We start from the raw sequence: 18,548 nt of genomic DNA, 5'->3' as shown, positions 1-18,548 counted from the left end.
TTTTAGTGTGCTTTTTGCTATAATAGATAAGAATGTAAAAACTCAGATGGAGAAAGGATAAAGCCGTTTTGGGCTTGGTGTCTCAAAGTATGAAACGTAGTATGTATGCTGGTCATGTTCGCAGTGACCATATTGGAAGTCAGATTACCCTTAAAGGGTGGGTTGCCCGCCGCCGTGACCTCGGTGGTTTAATCTTTATTGACTTGCGTGATCGCGAAGGTATCATGCAACTGGTTATCAATCCTGAACAAGTGTCTAGCGACGTTATGACTAAGGCTGAAAGTCTGCGCAGTGAATTTGTTATTGAGGTAACAGGGACTGTTCAAAGCCGTGAGCAGGCTAATGATAAGATTGCAACTGGTCAGGTTGAACTCCAAGTCAGTGAACTGACTATCCTCAATACGGCTAAGACAACACCTTTTGAAATTAAAGATGATGCGGAAATGACCGATGAAAATCGTTTACGTTACCGTTATCTGGATCTCCGCCGCCCTAATATGCTGGGTAACCTCAAGCTGCGCGCCAAGGTAACTCACAGTGTGCGTAACTACCTTGATGAGTTGGAATTCATCGATGTGGAAACACCGATGCTGACCAAGTCAACACCAGAAGGAGCGCGTGACTACTTGGTGCCTTCTCGTGTCAGCCAAGGTCACTTTTATGCCCTGCCGCAAAGCCCACAAATTACTAAGCAGCTGTTAATGAACGCTGGGCTTGACCGTTACTATCAGATAGTTAAGTGTTTCCGTGATGAAGACTTGCGTGGGGACCGTCAACCTGAGTTTACACAGATTGATTTGGAAACTTCCTTTCTTGATGAGCAAGAAATCCAAGATATTACTGAAGGCTTGATCGCACGTGTCATGAAGGAGACCAAAGGTGTTGATGTAGCGCTTCCTTTCCCTCGTATGAGCTACGATGATGCTATGAACAACTATGGTTCAGATAAGCCCGATACACGCTTTGACATGCTTTTACAAGACTTGACAGATCTTGTTAAGGACATTGAATTCAAGGTCTTCTCTCAAGCACCTGTTGTAAAAGCTATCGTAGTGAAAGATGCCGCCGATAAATACTCCCGTAAAGACATCGATAAATTAACAGAAGTGGCTAAGCAGTACGGCGCTAAAGGTCTAGCTTGGATTAAACTTGTAAATGGTGAAGTGACAGGTCCAGTTGCTAAGTTTCTAACAGATATTGCAGGCGCATTGACAGATCGTTTACAATTAGTTGACAACGACTTGGTTCTCTTTGTTTCAGATAGGCTTGAGGTTGCCAACGCAACGCTGGGTGGTCTGCGTATACGTCTAGCCAAGGATCTTGACATGATTGACAACTCTGCCTTCAATTTCCTTTGGGTAGTTGACTGGCCAATGTTTGAGTGGTCAGAAGAAGAAGGGCGTTATATGTCAGCTCACCATCCTTTTACACTGCCAACGGAAGAATCGGTTTATGAATTGGAAGGTGATCTATCCAGGGTTCGTGCGGTAGCTTACGATATTGTCTTAAATGGTTACGAACTAGGCGGCGGTAGTCTGCGTATCAATCAAAAAGACTTGCAAGAGCGTATGCTCAAGGCTCTTGGCTTCAGCCAAGAATCAGCTAAGGAGCAATTTGGCTTTTTGTTGGAAGCTATGGATTACGGTTTCCCACCGCATGGTGGCTTAGCGATTGGACTCGATCGCTTTGTCATGATTTTAGCTGGCGAAGACAATATTCGTGAAGTTATTGCCTTCCCTAAAAACAACAAAGCTTCAGACCCGATGACTCAGGCACCGAGCCTTGTAGCAGATAAACAATTGGAAGAACTAGCTCTGCAAGTGCAAGACCATGAATAAAAAAACACAGCCTAAGCGACAATTTAAATATGCTGTTGGTAAGGCAGCTAAAAAGGTCGGTCTGCTTCATGCGGCCCGCAGTATTTCCCGTGAGAAGTACGCTGAGAAAATCTCGGCCTCGCTCTTTTACGGAATTCTTTCTAGTATTGCGGTAAACTTCTTTTTTCAACCGGGACATGTGTACTCAAGTGGGGCGACTGGTCTAGCTCAAGTCTTATCTGCACTCAGTGAGCGTTTTGTCGGCTTTGTCATTCCTGTAGGGATCACCTTTTATGCCATCAATATTCCTCTAATGTTACTAGCCTGGTTTAAGATTGGCCACCGTTTCACAATATTTACCTTTATCACAGTAACCGTCAGTTCCTTCTTTATCCAGATAATGCCCCAGGTTACATTGACCAAAGATCCCCTAATCAATGCTATTTTTGGCGGTTTAATTATGGGAATTGGGATAGGCTATGGTTTGCGCTCGCGCATTTCTAGCGGGGGTACTGACATTGTCAGCCTTTATATTCGCAAGAAAACAGGCCGTGATGTTGGTTCCATTTCGTTGATTGTTAATGGTTTTATCATGGTTTTTGCTGGTATATTATTTGGTTGGCAGTATGCCTTATATTCAATGGTTACCATTTTTGTTTCCAGTCGGATGACTGATGCTCTTTTCACAAAGCAAAAGAAAATGCAAGCAACGATAGTAACCAACCAGCCTGAGCGCGTTATCAAAAAAATCCATAAGCAGCTCCATCGCGGTGTTACTTTGATTAACGATGCTGAAGGCACCTATAATCATGAAAAGAAAGCTGTCTTGATTACAATTATTACTCGTGAAGAGTTTAGTGACTTTAAAGAGGTTATGCATAAGAGCGATCCTGAAGCCTTTGTTTCCATTGCTGAAGATGTCCACATCCTAGGCCGTTTTGCTGAGGAAGATTAGTATAGTTCAAATCAAGTGCCTGTTGCTTTTGCCAAATAATTTTTGCCTGCTGTCAAATGATTCTGAACTAGCTTGAGGATTCTAGTAAAATCATTTACAATAACAGGCCGATCGATTTGAGTGAAACTGTTCTGTTTATATACTGGCTATCACGCAATACAAGGTAGCGTTAAATTTGTCCAAAAGCTGAGGTGGCTATCATGAAAAGAAAAAGTTCTTTTACGATTTGTACGATCCTTATCGTTATATCAAATGTCCTTATGATGACATTGCTTAACAATGGTGAAGAGAAACTCTCAAACCTGTTTATAATGGCAATAACCCTGCTGTGCTTCCCTGGGTTTTTATGGGCAATTGATAATGAGATAGTTTCACTGATTAGGATTGAATCCTCTACCTTATTCCTTATCGCCACTCTTTCCGTTCTTCGGTTAATAAATAGACTTAGTCCTTTACCTGATGCGGTAGGTGCTACGGTAGCTATTGTTGCCTTTATCCTAATAACAGTACTGTTAGTTGCTGGAATTGCCAGATGGGTGACTAAAAAGAAGGAGTGAGTGATCGAGAGCTTAAATGGTGTTAGGAGTTTATTCGTTTATTCAAAATCATAGAACCTGACCAAACTAAACTGACCTGCCCCCAATCACTAGATTTTTTCTCTAACTTTTAGGGAGCTGTTCACTTGGTCAGGCTCTTTTTTTATCTTTTAAAGTCTGTTTAATGTGAGAAAGTAAAGAAAAGCCTAGGAGGAGAAATATGCTCCTTCTAGGTTAATAGTATTTTTGAGCTTCATTATATCGCAACTGTAAGAGCTCACAGCATTTTATGGATGAGGGCAAAGCCTTGGCCATCAATTTACATCTCTTCAGGCGCTTCAACCCCCAAGAGGCGCAGAGCTTCTTTGAGGACAGTGGCTGTCGCGTGGCTGAGGGCTAGACGACTGTCGCGTTCTGAACTGTCATCTAAAATACGGGTATGAGCGTAATATTTATTGAAGGCTTGAGCCAGATTAATAGCAAATTTTGCAATGACAGATGGTTCAAAATTATCGGCCGCTCGCTTGATAGTGGCTGGGAAATTTTGAATTAATTTGACAATTTCCCAGCTTTCAGCATCATCTAAGGAATAGTCAGCTGCTGGATCAACCTTGAAGTCCGTTTTGCGAAGGATGGATTGAATCCGAGCATAGGCATATTGGACATAAGGGCCGGTCTCTCCTTCAAACGAAACCATAGCATCTAGATCAAAGTCATAACCGTTGAGACGATCTGTTTTAAGATCATAAAATTTGATAGCTCCCACACCAACAGCGTGAGCGACCTCCGATTTATTAGGCAGGTTAGGATTTTTAGCGTTGATTTGTTCTTGGGCCCGCTTGATAGCCTCTGCAATCGTTGGTTCTAAAAGGATAACGTTGCCCTTACGAGTTGATAGCTTCTTCCCATCTTTTGTGACTAGGCCAAAAGGCACATGAACAATATCGTCTGCCCAATCGTAACCCATCTCTGTTAAAACCGCCTTGAGTTGTTTGAAATGGCTTGCCTGCTCGTTTCCAACGACATAGACAGATTTGGCGAAATCATAGGTACGATTGCGGTAAAGTGCTGCGGCGATATCACGAGTGATATAAAGGGTGGCGCCGTCAGATTTTTTAATCAAGGCAGGGTGTTCGATGCCATATTTTTCAAGATTGACAACCTGAGCCCCCTGAGACTCCTGCAAGAGCCCTTTCTCTTCTAGGAGAGAAACCACTTCGTCCATTTTATCATTGTAGAAAGCCTCCCCATTGTAGCTGTCAAAGCTGACTTGGAGTTCATCGTAGAGGCGGTTGAATTCAACTAAACTTTCATCGCGAAACCATTGCCAGAGTTCAATAGCCTCCGAATCTCCAGCCTCTAATTTGCGGAACCACTCACGAGCTTCCTCATCGAGCTCAGTGTGCTCCTTGGCTTCCTTATTGATACGAACATAGAGCTGCAGCAGTTCATTGATGGGATTGGCTCTGACAGCTTCCTCATCTCCCCATTTTTTATAAGCAACGATTAATAAACCAAACTGTTTGCCCCAGTCACCCAAATGATTGATTTTAACAGGCCGATAACCAATCTTTTCAAAAATCTTAGCAAGACTGTCCCCGATAACTGTTGAACGCAAATGTCCGATGGAGAAGGGCTTAGCAATATTAGGACTAGACATATCAAGAGTAATATGACGTCCCTGACCGATATTTTGGGCGGCATAGCCCTTTCCCTTTTGCAAAACTTCAGCCAAGACTGCCTGAGAAGTGTCCTTCTTGTTAAGAAAGAAATTAACGTAAGGGCCGACAGCCTGAACTTTATCAAATGGTTGTTTATCAATTTTTTCAGCAATATCACTGGCAATTATCTGCGGTGCCTTGCGCAGGGTTTTAGCCAGAGAAAAAGCAGGAAAAGCCAAGTCTCCCATGGTCGAATTCTTAGGGGTTTCCAGTAGACTAATAATATCTTCAACCGCTAAATCAGGCAGGACAGCCTTGATTTCTCGGGCGATAGTAAGTTTGTTATCCATGATTTTCTCCTGTGAAAGTATTCATTTTATTGTAACATAATTAGCCTAGTTTTTTAAGCTAGCTTATTGCTAAAGCTTTTATCTCCCCCTATGAGTCAAAAATAGTTTGACCTCAATAATGAATGACTTCCTCAGCCTTTTGAATGCTTGAAATCAAAGGCTGCGCTTCAGCGCTCAAAAAGTAATGGAGACTAGTTTCTGGCAGCAGATCCTTTAGGCGCTCCAGTTGTCCTTCTTTGATAACTTGGCGAGCTGTAGAAGCACTGATGACTTGTCCGTCAGCAGTTGTTTTTCTTGGGACAAGCAGGCAGTCAATGTCAGCCTTGGGCAACTCCTCCTGCATAATTTGATTATAAATATTAGTCACAAAACTCCGAGGTTCCTCTCCGACATAGCGTTTAGAAATACCTAGTCCTTTAGCAATCTGGATAAAAATATTAACATCGATCAAGGCCTGTCCTCTGATAACCGCTTCTTCTTCCTGCAAAAAGTAGCTGGGAAAGGTGGCACGACTGATGATGTAATCCCCTGTGTCATGGTAAATAATATTGTCCAGATGGGCAGTTCCCCGTTTAATCAAGTCCTTACGGATTTTAAAGGGAATCAGGCTGGTATCTTCACTGACGATAAAGACATGCAGGTAGTCATTCTCGGCTGCAGCCCGCTCAATCAGATACTGGTGCCCCAGTGTAAAAGGATTGGCATTTAAGACTAAGGCAGCTGTCTGTGCTTCTGGGTTAGGAGATGATTCTAAGCTTGACAGATAGTTTTTGAACCCTGTCTTTTTATTTTCCATAAAAACTACCTGAGGCAATCTAACGATATCATGGAAGCCCAGATCCGCAAAGTATTTAGCTGTGCAGGGTTTAGTATAGAGAAATAAATGGGTGTTTCCGCGTTCCCATTGAACCTGAACCAAATGGGTGACGATTTTATTCAGCAGGCCAGCTCCCTGATAACGATGATCGACGCTGAGACAGCGCAGCGTATTTCCAAAACAGCTCCCCGTCGCAATTACTTCAAGGTTCTCATTAAAAATAGCGCAGGTATAATCGAGATGAGCGTCTCGCTTAAGTCCTTCTCGCTCTAACAGTTCATCGATCTTTTTGAGGCTAGCAGTGTCCCAGGGAAAAATCTTTGAAATGGTATCAGTTGACATCAGCCTATCCTCCTCTATTGGCTTTTGCCTTATTGTACCACTATTAAAAACAGCTTTTCAATGCTAGTTCTTTTTAAAACACTTTTAGTACACAGCTAACTTTATAAGTCCTTCAAAATATGTCATAATTGAGACAGATAAAGATACAGAATCAAATGATGGGAAGGCGAAAATGATGATAGGGCACCTTTTTTTAACAGTGACAGTAGGACTTCTTGGTGGTGTACTGGCGAAAAAAATTGGCCTTCCAGCCCCCTTTATGGTGGGGAGCATGATAGCCGTCGCTACTGTTTCTATCATAACGGGACAGATGGTTATTGCTTCTGGCGCAAAAATCTTTGCCCAAATTGTCAGCGGTGCCTATATCGGCCAGCAAGTCTCTAAATCAGACCTGCGCAACCTTCCGCATCTGGCTAAACCTATTGCTGGCTTGATGGGCTTATTCACACTTAACATGGTGTTTGTAGGACTAGTATTTATAGCCTTCTTTCAGCTAGATCCAGTAACCGCCTTTTTGAGCTGTTTACCGGGAGGGATTGTTGATGTCTCCTTGATGAGTATTGATATGGGGGCTCAGTCAGACATTGTAGCTACCTTGCAGTCAGCTAGGCTGATCGGCATTCTAATTATTTTACCGCTTTGGGTAGCCTGGTTGACTAAAAAAATAACGCCCATCTCGCCGACTGCTTCTAAAGCAGATATCTCCGCTCCTCCCCAACAGTTGTCAACACACATAAGAACCGAGCTGACCAAGAGCCAGCAGTGGAAAAATAATGCCTTAATTCTCTGCATCGCTAGCTTGGGAGGCCTGCTAGGGTGGTGGCTTGGCATTCCTGTAGGCGCCTTAATTTTCTCCCTGATTTTTTCTTGTGTCTTGAAAATACTGCGGGACACCAAGCAGCTCTCCATTTCTATTCGTTACCTAGCGCAGATTGTTGCAGGTGCGCTGATAGGGGTTAATTTTACCCAGACCAGCTTATTTAGAATGTTTCATTTATTGATTCCTATCCTTCTTCTATTAGCCAGTTATCTGCTTATTAATGGTCTATTTGGTTTTCTTGTTTATAAAACTGGTTTGCTTGATCTACAGTCGGCCTTATTTGCCTCCTCTCCTGCGGGGGCAACAGATATTTCCCTGTTAGCTGGAGAACTGGGCGGAGATATGCCTAAAATAGCCGGTATGCAAATTAGCCGAACTATTTACACGACTCTTATCATGCCTTTTATTGTCAGATGGCTTGTGACCGTTTTATAAAAGAGCTCTTTTAACGCTGAAGTGCACTCCAAAAGTTAGATAGAAAATTTAACTTTTGGAGGATGCTTCACGCAGTGAAAGGGCTCATTATTTTGTATAGGGTTACAATAATCGTTCTAAAAAAGCAAAATAAAGTGTTAAGGCTAGCAGATCAGCGCTGCCTCCGGGACTGAGATTGCGCTCAATCAGTGTTTGGTTATAGTCCGATAATTCTTGTCTTAAGAGCTTTTTTGAAGTTTTCAAGTCTTCGCTAAGCAATAAAAGACGGGATTCTTTTTTGACCAGCTGCCAAGCTTCAAGCCCGCCTCGATGGATGATATTGCCATCTTCAAGTTGAGACATTAAGTAAAGCAGCAGTCTTAGCTGACTCCATTCCGGATCCTGCTTTGCTTTTAGCTCCTGTCGAAAAAAAGGCAGGGCTCTATCAATCAGGGTTGGGAAGCCTGCTGCAGCTTCCCCGCGAGGTCCCTTAATGCCGTAATCAAGAAACAGACGCTCCCCATAACTAAGCTTGGTCTTTGTATCTAACTGCTCCCAATCGGCCTGTATAGCCTGAGCGGATATCGTTTGAACTAGTTGGGCAAGATCTTGGCTTGTCTGAGGGGTAAAAGTAACACATTTGGTCTTAGAGTCATTCTTAGCCAGATAAATACCGGTTGCTCCCAGCAGCAAGGCCAGAGAAAAATTGACTCCTTTATGGGTATTGACCCCATTTGTAGCTTGAAACATGGCTTTTTCTGCTTCTATACCGATGGAACGTAAACGCTCAAAGATAAACTGAGGCTTATCAGAGGCATAGTGCCAACCAGTCTGAATATAGCGCTCGAAAAAGGGAAACAGAGCTTCTATACTCGCGATAAAACTAGCATAGGTCATATCCTTGTGAGCTCCATTATCAAAGCGGTCTACCAGTCCGGGTTTAGGGCTCAAATTTAGCTCGTAAAGCAGCGCTTGCCTAGCTGCATAGGCATAAACAGCTAAATCTGTATCAGTCATGTTTTTCTGCTTTCCATTTCCTTCATGATAAAATTCAGGGAAGAATTAAGGTGTTCGTGCGTGATTAAGGTAATCTGCTCAACGTCCTTATTTCTCATCCCGCGGTAGATAATCCAATGTTCAGCTAACGCCTGCTTACGTCGTTCCAGAGAACCGATTGAGATTTCTCGGAAATATCTAAGGTAGGTCTGCAGTTCCAGCACAATCTCGCGCAGGCGGAGCATTTGACTCTTTTGATAGATGAGCTCATTAAACTGATTGAAGTTCTGTAGGATTTGTTCCACGTCCCCATCGTCAATAAAGCCCTCACAGTCGGTTAGAATCTTTTCCATGTCTGCAAAATCGGCCTCGGTCATTAAGTACATAGCTTTGGTAGCTGCCAAGGTATCAAGAGCCTTTCGGATATCGAAAATTTCTATGGCATCCTTAAGACTGATACCGCGCACAATGATGCCTTTTTTGGGAATATGTTCGACCAGCTTTTCCTCCTCCAAGACGCTTAAGGCATAGCGAATTGGTGTCCTGCTGATGTTGAGAGCCGCTGAGAGCTCTTTTTCATTGATGCGTGCACCCGCAGGAATCTCACTCATAATAATAGTCTTTTTTAAAGCCTCATAAAATGAGATTTTCAAGGGAACATTTTTGGTTAAATCCAAATTGTTTTTTATGGCTTCAATAATTTGAGACATTCTTTCTCCTTGTAAGGTGTTATTTCTCTATTATAACGAAATTTATAGAAAAATGCTTTTCCTTTCCTACCCCTAGGGAGCTCTTAAGTAATTCGAGGAAAGATAGGAAGCATAGCAAGGGGAGCATTTAGAGAATAAATATTTTTACTGGGACTGCCAATAGCCAAGAATAAAGAGTAAGCGATATTAGAGTTATTAAGACAAAATCTTAACCAATTTCCGAACTATTTATAAGCACTCAAAAAACGCTCCACTGGAGCGTTTTTTCACGGCTGAAAACAAGAGGGAACACAAACAGGTGAGAGACTTAGCTTCAAGCTTCTTACTGAGGGATGTAGAGAGGCATATGGCCCATTACCAGAATAGTCACCACAAAGATAACAAAGATAACCACAGCATATTTAGCCGATTCTCTTTGCCATTCCCCCATATCCAGTCCTGTTAGGCGAAGGAGCAAGTAGATAAAGGCTACCAGAGGACTGAGCAAGTGGAAAGCTTGTCCCATCAGCGATGCCAAGGCCATAGCCATATTGCTAAAGCCGTACTGAGCACCCGCTTGTGCCAAGATTGGCATGATACCATAGTAGAAGCCATCGTTGGATATAAAGAAGGTACCAGGAGCGGAGATAAAGGCAATCACTAAGCCCCAGAAGCCGGCTAATTGTTTTGGAATGATGGCTGTAAAGCTTGTAGCTAAGGCGTTAGCCATACCAGTACCTTGGAAAAGTCCCATAAAGATACCAGCAGCAAAGACCAGAATAACAACTTGAACAGCGTCTCCGGCATTTTCACTAATACGTTTAGATTGATCTTTTAAGTTAGGGTAGTTAACCATCAATGCGATACAGGTACCAACTGCAAAGAGCATAAGTGATGGCATCTCAATTGCAGGGACAAATGAACTGGCAACCAGCCAAGCGATAAGGATAACGGTCAGGAGGGCATTGAAAATAAAGTTCTTGGGACGGCGAATCTTTAGAACCTCTGGGTCTGTGACCTTGGTCAGTTCAGAAATTTCTTCATCTGATAATTCGGAAATTCCTAACCGTTTACGTTCCTTTTTACCCATGCTTCTAGCAACAAAGAAGATAACATAGAGGACAGACAGGATCATACCTGGTGCTAAGTAGCTGAGGATTTCAGCTCCGACATTGAGCACTGACATAGCGCGTGCTGTTGGTCCGCCCCAAGGCAGAAGGTTCATGATTGTATTTTGCAGGATGATCAAAACAGCCAAATTCATAATCCGCATGTCCAGCTTTTTATAGATTGGCAAAAAGGCTGAACAGCAAATCAGTGTTGTTGTTGTACCGTCACCATTGAGGGATACAGCAGCGGCAACGACAGCAGTTGCAATCAAGACCTTCAATGGATCCCCTTTGGCAAAGCGAATCATTTTTTCTGTAATGGGATCGAACAAGCCGGCATCAAGCATGATAGAGAAATACAGAATGGCAAATAGCAGCATGATACCAGTTTGTGCCGTATTATTAATCCCGTACATAACCATTGGACCGATGGCCGTTAGATTTTTGGAAATGCTATCATCACCGAGAAATTCGACGAAGGCTTTGTCGGCCTGTAAATCAACGACCCCTGTCAGAATAGCAATAACTGCTGCGACAAGTGGAATCATAATCAATGCTGTTAGCGGAGACATTTTTTTCCTCATAACAACATACATGAAAACGATAATCATAGCATAAGCTAAAATTGTGAGTAACATGGCAGTGCTCCTTTTATTTGATTAATATAATTATTTACGATGTAGAAATTTCTTAAACAATTCTAGTATATATGAAAGCGCTTCAGAAACAAAGACCTATTATTCTGAAAAAACACAAAAAAAACATAAAAATCTGCTAGAAAAAACACAAAAAAAGCATGCGAAACCGCTAAATCATTATATAATCAAAATGTATAGAAGCCTTAATGGGCACTGCCCCTCTCATTTTATACTTAAGGAGAAAGGAGGACGGTCATGGGCATTTTTCAGCGTTTATTTCACAGCAAGGCGGATAATCCTAACCCCAGCGGTGAACAAGTCTATGACAACACGAGTCAGTCAGGGGAGGAGTCGTGCTGGGAGCCTTTGCCAGCTTTTATTCCAGCTGCCCCAGAAGATATCGAACTGATCAGTATATTAGCATCAGCCATTGCTGCTGGTGATTATCCTGATAGTCAATTTGTGGTCAAGAAAGTTTGGCAGCGCAATCCAGAAGTTAAGACGCTATCTTTGATTGCCGCCAGTATCGCTGCCGGTGAACGGACAGACAGTCAGCTCGCTATTAAAGCGATTTACCAAAAGAAAAACCAAAACCAATAATAAAGGAGAACATTGCTTATGTTACGTAAATTTAAGATCTCTGTAGATGGGAAAGAGTATCTGGTTGAAATGGAAGAAATTGGCGCTAGTCCAGCAGCCCCAGCCGCACCTGCTCCAGCACCAACTGTAGCCGCGCCTCAGCCGACTGAACCCGCTCCAGCCGCACCTGCTCCAAATCCAGTTGCTTCATCACCAGCGGGGGCAGATGCCATGCCAGCGCCAATGCCGGGAACAATCCTCAAAATTTTGGTTAACCCAGGTGATACCGTTTCAGAAAATCAACCCCTCATGATTCTGGAAGCCATGAAAATGGAGAATGAAATTGTGGCTAATGCTTCGGGCACTGTCTCTGCCGTTCATGTAAAAGAAGGGCAAGTCGTTAATGCCGGTGACGGTCTTATTACGATTGCCTAAATACCTATAACAAGAAAGGAAGTGGATTTGTGGACACTTTAATTTCAGGAATTACCTCCATCACTCTTCCTCAAATCATTATGATGGTTATTGGAGCCATCTTGATGTATTTGGGGATCAAGAAAGAATATGAACCAACCCTCTTAGTCCCCATGGGACTTGGTACCTTGCTGGTTAATTTCCCGGGAACTGGGGTTCTAACTCAGGTGGTTAACGGGGTTAAACAGGAAGGTGTATTTGATATCCTCTTTAAGATAGGGATTAACACGGAACTCTTTCCTCTTTTGATTTTTATCGGTATCGGAGCCATGATTGACTTTGGCCCCTTGCTACAGAATCCATTTATGCTGCTCTTTGGCGCGGCAGCTCAGTTTGGGATTTTCTTTGTTGTCGTTGTCGCTGTCATGGCCGGTTTCGATATTAAAGAAGCCGCTTCTATCGGAATTATCGGGGCTGCTGATGGGCCAACTTCAATCTTTGTCGCCAACCAGCTGGCCCCTAAATTACTGGGGCCGATAACGGTCGCGGCCTACTCTTATATGGCCTTGGTTCCTATTATCCAGCCTTTTGCCATTAAGCTGGTTACGACTAAAAAGGAACGTCGCATCCGTATGACCTATAAGGCAGAAGATGTTTCTAAATTAACTAAAATTCTATTTCCAATTGTTATTACCATTGTTGCAGGTTTTATCGCACCTATCTCTCTACCGCTTGTTGGTTTTCTGATGTTTGGTAATCTCTTGCGTGAATGTGGTGTTTTAGATCGTTTATCGCAAACAGCCCAAAATGAGTTGGTTAATATTGTCAGCATTCTCTTGGGGCTAACGATTTCAGTTAAAATGCAGGCCGATCAGTTCTTAAATGTGCAGACCCTCATGATTATTCTTTTTGGCCTAGTCGCTTTCATTATGGACTCTGTCGGAGGGGTTATTTTTGCTAAGATTTTGAATATTTTCCGCCGCAAGAAAATCAATCCGATGATTGGTGCTGCCGGGATTTCCGCCTTCCCCATGTCCAGTCGGGTTATCCAAAAAATGGCAACGGATGAAGATCCACAGAACTTTATTTTGATGTACGCAGTTGGTGCCAATGTATCAGGGCAAATTGCCTCTGTAATTGCAGGTGGTTTGCTGCTGTCATTCTTTAGTTAAAAAAGGTGAGGAGAGATTATTATGTCAATAGATGATTTAATTCAAGCCTTTGAACTGATGGGCTTAGGTATGGCTGGAGTTTTCATTGTGTTGGGAATTTTGTATGCTGCTGCGGAATTGCTGCTCAAAATTTTTCCAGTAAAAAAATAGCTTAGTTATCATACGCGACACTCGTGGGATTGTCTCACCTGCGCCGCATATTAATATTATAGTAATATGAGGTGAATTATGAATATTAAACAAACAGCTGTTGCCGGTTCACTGGAATCCAGTGATATTATGGTAACGGTCAGTCCGAGTAATGATGGTATTTCTATTGAATTGGAAAGCAGTGTTGAAAAGCAATTTGGTCAGCAGATTAGGACAGTTATCCAAGAAACACTGAACAAGCTAGATGTCCAGTCAGCTGCTGTTCAAGCGGTTGATAAGGGAGCTTTGGATTGTACCATTCAGGCGCGTACGCTTGCTGCAGTTCACAGAGCAGCAGGAGTAGAGCAGTACAACTGGAAGGAGATTGACGCATGGAACGCTTAAGAAGAACAATGATGTTTGTCCCCGGAGCCAATGCAGCCATGCTTAGGGATGCTCCGCTGTATGGCGCAGACTCCATTATGTTTGATTTAGAAGACTCGGTCTCCTTAAAAGAAAAAGATACATCCAGAGCATTGGTACACTTTGCTCTTAAGACTTTTGACTACAGTCAGGTAGAGACAGTTGTCCGGGTGAATGGTCTGGATACCTGCGGCGCACTGGATGTTGAGGCTGTCGTTCTTGCTGGCGTCGATGTAGTCCGTCTACCTAAAACGGAAACAGCCCAAGACATTATTGATGTCGAAACAGTTATTGAGAAAGTGGAACGTGACAACGGTATTGAAATCGGCCGTACTAAGATGATGGCTGCTATCGAGTCTGCCGAAGGTGTCCTCAATGCCCCAGCCATTGCCAAGGCTTCTGATCGTCTAATCGGTATTGCCTTAGGTGCAGAAGATTATGTAACCAACATGAAGACCCGTCGCTATCCCGATGGTCAAGAGCTCTTCTTTGCTCGCAGCATGATTCTCCATGCTGCCCGTGCAGCTGGCATTGCAGCGATTGATACGGTCTACTCAGATGTCAATAATCCCGAAGGCTTCCAAAACGAAGTGCGCTTAATTAAGCAACTGGGATTCGATGGAAAATCCGTTATCAACCCTCGCCAAATTCCTTTGGTTAACGAAATCTATACGCCAACAGAAAAAGAAATTCAAAATGCCAAAGAAGTTGTTTGGGCAATTCGTGAGGCAGAAAGCAAGGGTTCTGGTGTTATTTCGCTCAAGGGTAAGATGGTTGATAAACCGATTGTTGAGCGCGCCGAACGTGTTATTACCTTGGCCAAGGCTGCTGGAGTGTTAAGCGAGGAGGATATTTAAAATGGTAGAAAATAAATTAGGTCGTGATATTCCTCAAGAATATGCTGAGCGCTACGGCGTATTTGAAGGGGAATTGGCACATATTAAAGATTATCAAGAATCCAGTCGGCGGGTGAAACCAGTGAAGCCCGCTGATGACAAGCTCTTGTCTTCTGTCCGTGAAGCGATTGAAAAAACAGGACTAAAAGATGGCATGACTATCTCTTTCCACCACCATTTTCGTGAAGGTGACTATGTGATGAACATGGTTTTGGATGAAATTGCTAAGATGGGGATTAAAGATATCTCTATCGCCCCAAGTTCTATCGCCAATGTTCATGCTCCCTTGATCGATCACATCAAAAATGGCGTTGTTACTAATATCACGTCCAGTGGTCTGCGCGATAAGGTTGGGGCCGCAATTTCAGAAGGAATCATGGAGAACCCTGTTGTCATCCGCTCCCATGGAGGACGTGCCCGTGCGATTGCAGCTGATGATATTCATATTGATGTCGCTTTCTTAGGAGCTCCGAGCTCTGACGCTTATGGTAATGCCAACGGAACAAAAGGAAAGGCAACCTGTGGTTCACTGGGCTACGCCATGATTGACGCTAAGTACGCAGATCAGGTTGTTATCATTACAGATACCTTAGTATCTTACCCTAATACGCCAATCAGTATTCCGCAAACAGATGTCGATTACGTCGTTGTTGTAGATGCGATTGGGGATCCCGAAGGTATCGCTAAGGGTGCAACTCGTTACACCAAAAATCCTAAAGAATTGCTCATTGCCGAGTATGCGGCTAAGGTTATCACCGGTTCTCCTTACTATAAAGAAGGGTTCTCCTTCCAAACAGGAACGGGTGGAGCTTCATTAGCTGTTACGCGTTTTATGCGTGAGCAGATGCTTAAAGATGGTATCAAAGCCAATTTTGCTCTCGGTGGTATCACCAATGCCATGGTAGAATTGCTGGAAGAAGGTCTTGTTGATAAAATTATGGACGTTCAGGACTTTGACCATCCTTCGGCCGTATCGCTTGACAGCAATGCTGAAAAGCATTATGAAATCGATGCTAATATGTATGCCTCTCCGCTTAGCAAAGGTTCTGTGATCAATCAATTGGATACCTGTGTGCTCTCGGCCTTAGAAGTAGATACAGACTTTAATGTCAATGTTATGACTGGATCAGATGGCGTTATCCGCGGGGCATCAGGCGGCCATTGTGACACGGCCTTCGCAGCCAAAATGAGTTTAGTCATTTCACCTCTTGTGCGCGGACGCATTCCTACCTTTGTTGATAAGGTTAACACCGTCATTACACCCGGAACCAGTGTTGATGTCATTGTGACAGAAGTGGGCATTGCCATCAATCCTAATCGTCCCGATTTAATAGAACACTTTAAGGACCTGAAAGTACCGCAATTCACAATCGAAGAATTGAAAGAAAAGGCTTATGCGATTGTTGGTAATCCAGATCCTATCCAATATGGGGACAAGGTTGTAGCCCTTATTGAGTATCGCGATGGCAGCTTGATTGATGTAGTCCGCAATGTCTGAAAAGCTAAGTATCGAAAGAGTCTTCGATGGACCACAAGTAGGCTTGGAGGATATGCTGGCTGCGCGTGAAGACCGCAGCTGTAAACAGACAGAACTGCTGAAAACTTATAAGTCTCACTCTCTGCTTTGCGCCACTATGAATATCCCCGGTCCAATTAAAACCTCTCAGGTTTTAAACCGAGCTTTTACTCAGCTGGTCGAGCACCTTCAGCAAGAAAAAAGCGGTTTACAAGCTGTCTATGAGGAACTTAGGACATCAGTGACCGGCTGGGAATACTATCTCGTCAGCAATCTAGAGCCAGAGCAACTAAAGCAAAGGATGGTTGCTCTTGAGATCCAGCTTCCCATCGGACGCTTACTAGATTTGGATGTGCTCAGTTTACAGACCAATCGCGCCCAGGCCATAAGTCGCACAGAATTAGGGCTGCCTACGAGAAGCTGTTATATTTGTAGAGAAGACGCCAAGGTCTGTGGACGTTCTCGCAAGCACAGTATTCAAGAGGTGCAAAGTGCCATTGTTAACCTACTCAATCAAAAGTAAATAAAATCAAGCTAGGATTGGGCAAAAAGATTTTCCCAGATGCCAGCATCTTCGTCAAATCTCCTATTTTGCTTAATCCGCAGGCGTCCTTTATACCTTATGAAAGGAAGATTGAAATGACAAAAGTCCGTATTACGGAAACCGTACTAAGAGATGGTCAGCAAAGTCAGATTGCAACGCGCATGACTACCCAAGAGATGCTCCCTGTTTTAAAAACTTTAGATGAAGCCGGTTATCATGCCCTAGAAATGTGGGGGGGAGCTACTTTTGATTCCTGTCTGCGTTTTTTGGATGAAGACCCTTGGGAAAGGCTGCGCACCATCCGTAAGCATGTGAAAAACACCAAACTCCAGATGTTATTGCGTGGGCAAAATCTGCTTGGTTATCGCAATTATGCTGATGATGTTGTAGAATCCTTTATCCAAAAATCAGTTGAAAATGGAATAGATATTGTTCGTATTTTTGATGCTCTCAATGATCCTCGCAATCTGCAAACAGCTGTAGCAGCTACTAAAACAGCCGGAGGTCATGCCCAAGTTGCTATTTCCTACACCACCAGTCCCGTCCATACGGTAGATTACTTTGTTAATCTATCTAGGCAGTATGCTGAAATCGGAGCAGATTCGCTTTGTATAAAGGACATGGCTGGCGTTTTAACGCCGCAGACTGGTTATGAGCTAGTAAAACAAATCAAGGAAGCAGTAGACCTCCCTCTTGAAGTACACACACATGCTACTAGTGGAATCTCAGAAATGACCTACCTCAAAGTAGCTGAGGCGGGAGCAGATATTATTGATACGGCAGTTTCTTCTTTTGCCGGTGGAACTAGCCAGCCAGCCACGGAGTCCTTGGTTATCGCTCTCGAAGAACTTGGCTTTGAAACAGGTGTTGACCTTAAAAAAGTCGAAACAGCAGCGGCTCACTTTAATACAGTACGTGATCATTACCGCAAAGAAGGTCTCCTAAATCCTAAAGTCAAGGATGTTGAACCTAAGACCTTGATTTATCAGGTTCCAGGCGGTATGTTATCGAATCTGCTCAGTCAGCTAACAGAGCAAGGTCTAGCCGATCGCTATGAAGAAGTTCTGGCTGAAGTTCCTCGTGTCAGAGCGGATCTGGGCTACCCACCGCTAGTAACCCCACTGTCTCAAATGGTTGGGACCCAGTCGCTCATGAATATTATTTCGGGGGAACGCTATAAAGTCATTCCAAACGAGATTAAAGATTATGTCCGTGGACTTTATGGGCGTCCACCAGCAGCCATTGATGACAAGATTAAACAGCTTATTATCGGCGATGAAGAAGTCATTACTGTCCGCCCCGCCGATCTGATTGAACCGCAATTGCCAGATTTGCGTCAAGAAATCGCGGATTATGCTAAGAGCGAAGAAGATGTGCTCAGTTACGCTTCTTTCCCTCAGCAGGCTAGAGATTTCTTGGGGCGTCGTGAGGATCCCTTTTATGACGTTCCTGTACAGTCGGTATCTGTACAGATTGATTTTGATTAGTCCATACATTTGAGGGCGAGGTAACCAACCATGATAGCTTCCTTCGTCTCTACTCATCTCAACCAGTCTAAGATAGTGTTTGAACTATCGCAGACTGGGGGCTGCTATAGTTTTAGTCTCTTAAATTGTCAAATTAAGTTGGACAGTTTCACCTGACTCAGAAAAACATGATAAGGTGTTTGATAATTTAGAGATTTTCTAGGAATCTTGTTTCTCCTATCAGCTATAGCTGATAAAATGGTTT

At 43.4% G+C, this 18,548-nt stretch carries 18 protein-coding genes and 1 pseudogene; 13 read left to right on the top strand and 6 right to left on the bottom strand.

Annotated elements, in window-relative coordinates; translation table 11 throughout:
- The first annotated feature begins 89 nt into the window (after positions 1 to 89).
- The 3 genes from aspS to AC4HAL_RS03940 all read left to right on the top strand — a co-directional run bounded on the left by aspS (position 90) and on the right by AC4HAL_RS03940 (position 3,329).
- Complete coding sequence (aspS, locus tag AC4HAL_RS03950; protein ID WP_491093080.1) at positions 90 to 1,838, top strand: aspartate--tRNA ligase; 1,749 nt, start codon at positions 90 to 92, stop codon at positions 1,836 to 1,838.
- On the top strand, positions 1,831 to 2,772 hold the full coding sequence (locus tag AC4HAL_RS03945; protein ID WP_447452613.1) for a YitT family protein: 942 nt from the start codon (positions 1,831 to 1,833) through the stop codon (positions 2,770 to 2,772). The genes aspS and AC4HAL_RS03945 overlap by 8 nt, the downstream gene beginning before the upstream one ends.
- A 200-nt stretch (positions 2,773 to 2,972) precedes the next feature.
- Positions 2,973 to 3,329 (top strand): hypothetical protein, encoded by a 357-nt coding sequence (locus tag AC4HAL_RS03940; protein ID WP_491093079.1) that lies wholly within the window; start codon positions 2,973 to 2,975, stop codon positions 3,327 to 3,329.
- Positions 3,330 to 3,627: 298 nt separating this feature from the next.
- Here the strand turns inward: AC4HAL_RS03940 and argS are convergent, their stop codons facing one another.
- Positions 3,628 to 5,319, bottom strand: coding sequence for an arginine--tRNA ligase (gene argS / locus AC4HAL_RS03935; RefSeq protein WP_491093078.1), 1,692 nt, complete (start codon positions 5,317 to 5,319; stop codon positions 3,628 to 3,630).
- A gap of 112 nt (positions 5,320 to 5,431) precedes the next feature.
- On the bottom strand, positions 5,432 to 6,478 hold the full coding sequence (gene citC / locus AC4HAL_RS03930) for a [citrate (pro-3S)-lyase] ligase (RefSeq protein WP_491093077.1): 1,047 nt from the start codon (positions 6,476 to 6,478) through the stop codon (positions 5,432 to 5,434).
- 172 nt (positions 6,479 to 6,650) lie between these two features.
- Here citC and AC4HAL_RS03925 point away from each other — a divergent pair, with 172 nt between their 5' ends.
- A complete protein-coding gene (locus AC4HAL_RS03925; RefSeq protein WP_491093076.1) occupies positions 6,651 to 7,733 on the top strand; it encodes an AbrB family transcriptional regulator in 1,083 nt (360 codons plus the stop codon).
- Between the two features lie 102 nt (positions 7,734 to 7,835).
- Here AC4HAL_RS03925 and citG read toward each other — a convergent pair whose 3' ends face one another.
- From citG to AC4HAL_RS03910, 3 genes are all read right to left on the bottom strand, one after another.
- The gene (gene citG, locus AC4HAL_RS03920; RefSeq protein WP_491093075.1) at positions 7,836 to 8,729 is read right to left on the bottom strand and encodes a triphosphoribosyl-dephospho-CoA synthase CitG; all 894 of its coding nucleotides are present in this window, start codon (positions 8,727 to 8,729) and stop codon (positions 7,836 to 7,838) included.
- Positions 8,726 to 9,418 (bottom strand): GntR family transcriptional regulator, encoded by a 693-nt coding sequence (locus AC4HAL_RS03915; protein WP_447452607.1) that lies wholly within the window; start codon positions 9,416 to 9,418, stop codon positions 8,726 to 8,728. The genes citG and AC4HAL_RS03915 overlap by 4 nt, the downstream gene beginning before the upstream one ends.
- Before the next feature lie 322 nt (positions 9,419 to 9,740).
- The gene (locus tag AC4HAL_RS03910) at positions 9,741 to 11,144 is read right to left on the bottom strand and encodes a CitMHS family transporter (protein ID WP_491093074.1); all 1,404 of its coding nucleotides are present in this window, start codon (positions 11,142 to 11,144) and stop codon (positions 9,741 to 9,743) included.
- A 255-nt stretch (positions 11,145 to 11,399) separates the two neighbouring features.
- On the opposite strand from AC4HAL_RS03910, the gene AC4HAL_RS03905 reads away from it, so the two are divergent.
- From AC4HAL_RS03905 to AC4HAL_RS03865, 9 genes are all read left to right on the top strand, one after another.
- The gene (locus AC4HAL_RS03905) at positions 11,400 to 11,744 is read left to right on the top strand and encodes a hypothetical protein (RefSeq protein WP_491093073.1); all 345 of its coding nucleotides are present in this window, start codon (positions 11,400 to 11,402) and stop codon (positions 11,742 to 11,744) included.
- A gap of 18 nt (positions 11,745 to 11,762) precedes the next feature.
- Positions 11,763 to 12,158: an acetyl-CoA carboxylase biotin carboxyl carrier protein subunit gene (locus AC4HAL_RS03900; RefSeq protein WP_491093072.1), complete on the top strand. Its 396-nt coding sequence runs from the start codon at positions 11,763 to 11,765 to the stop codon at positions 12,156 to 12,158.
- Between the two features lie 29 nt (positions 12,159 to 12,187).
- The gene (locus AC4HAL_RS03895) at positions 12,188 to 13,309 is read left to right on the top strand and encodes a sodium ion-translocating decarboxylase subunit beta (RefSeq protein ID WP_447452603.1); all 1,122 of its coding nucleotides are present in this window, start codon (positions 12,188 to 12,190) and stop codon (positions 13,307 to 13,309) included.
- 21 nt (positions 13,310 to 13,330) lie between these two features.
- On the top strand, positions 13,331 to 13,459 hold the full coding sequence (locus AC4HAL_RS03890; protein WP_491093071.1) for an OadG-related small transporter subunit: 129 nt from the start codon (positions 13,331 to 13,333) through the stop codon (positions 13,457 to 13,459).
- A 78-nt stretch (positions 13,460 to 13,537) separates the two neighbouring features.
- Positions 13,538 to 13,843: a citrate lyase acyl carrier protein gene (gene citD, locus AC4HAL_RS03885; protein WP_491093070.1), complete on the top strand. Its 306-nt coding sequence runs from the start codon at positions 13,538 to 13,540 to the stop codon at positions 13,841 to 13,843.
- Entirely contained in the window at positions 13,831 to 14,718 is an 888-nt protein-coding gene (gene citE, locus AC4HAL_RS03880; protein WP_491093069.1) for a citrate (pro-3S)-lyase subunit beta, read from the top strand. Before citD ends, citE begins: the two co-directional genes overlap by 13 nt.
- A 1-nt stretch (position 14,719) precedes the next feature.
- Positions 14,720 to 16,255, top strand: a complete 1,536-nt coding sequence (gene citF, locus AC4HAL_RS03875) for a citrate lyase subunit alpha (RefSeq protein WP_491093068.1) — start codon at positions 14,720 to 14,722, stop codon at positions 16,253 to 16,255.
- Positions 16,248 to 16,796, top strand: a complete 549-nt coding sequence (citX, locus tag AC4HAL_RS03870; RefSeq protein ID WP_491093067.1) for a citrate lyase holo-[acyl-carrier protein] synthase — start codon at positions 16,248 to 16,250, stop codon at positions 16,794 to 16,796. The genes citF and citX overlap by 8 nt, the downstream gene beginning before the upstream one ends.
- A 116-nt stretch (positions 16,797 to 16,912) precedes the next feature.
- Positions 16,913 to 18,304, top strand: a complete 1,392-nt coding sequence (locus AC4HAL_RS03865) for an oxaloacetate decarboxylase subunit alpha (RefSeq protein ID WP_491093066.1) — start codon at positions 16,913 to 16,915, stop codon at positions 18,302 to 18,304.
- A gap of 128 nt (positions 18,305 to 18,432) precedes the next feature.
- Here AC4HAL_RS03865 and AC4HAL_RS03860 read toward each other — a convergent pair.
- Positions 18,433 to 18,548: pseudogene (locus tag AC4HAL_RS03860) on the bottom strand (IS30 family transposase); the annotation flags it as partial.

It is taken from the genome of Streptococcus sp. ELY_125 (assembly GCF_058314535.1).
The sequence above is the reverse complement of the archived record's forward strand: the minus strand, read 5'-3'. Positions and strand labels throughout refer to the sequence as shown.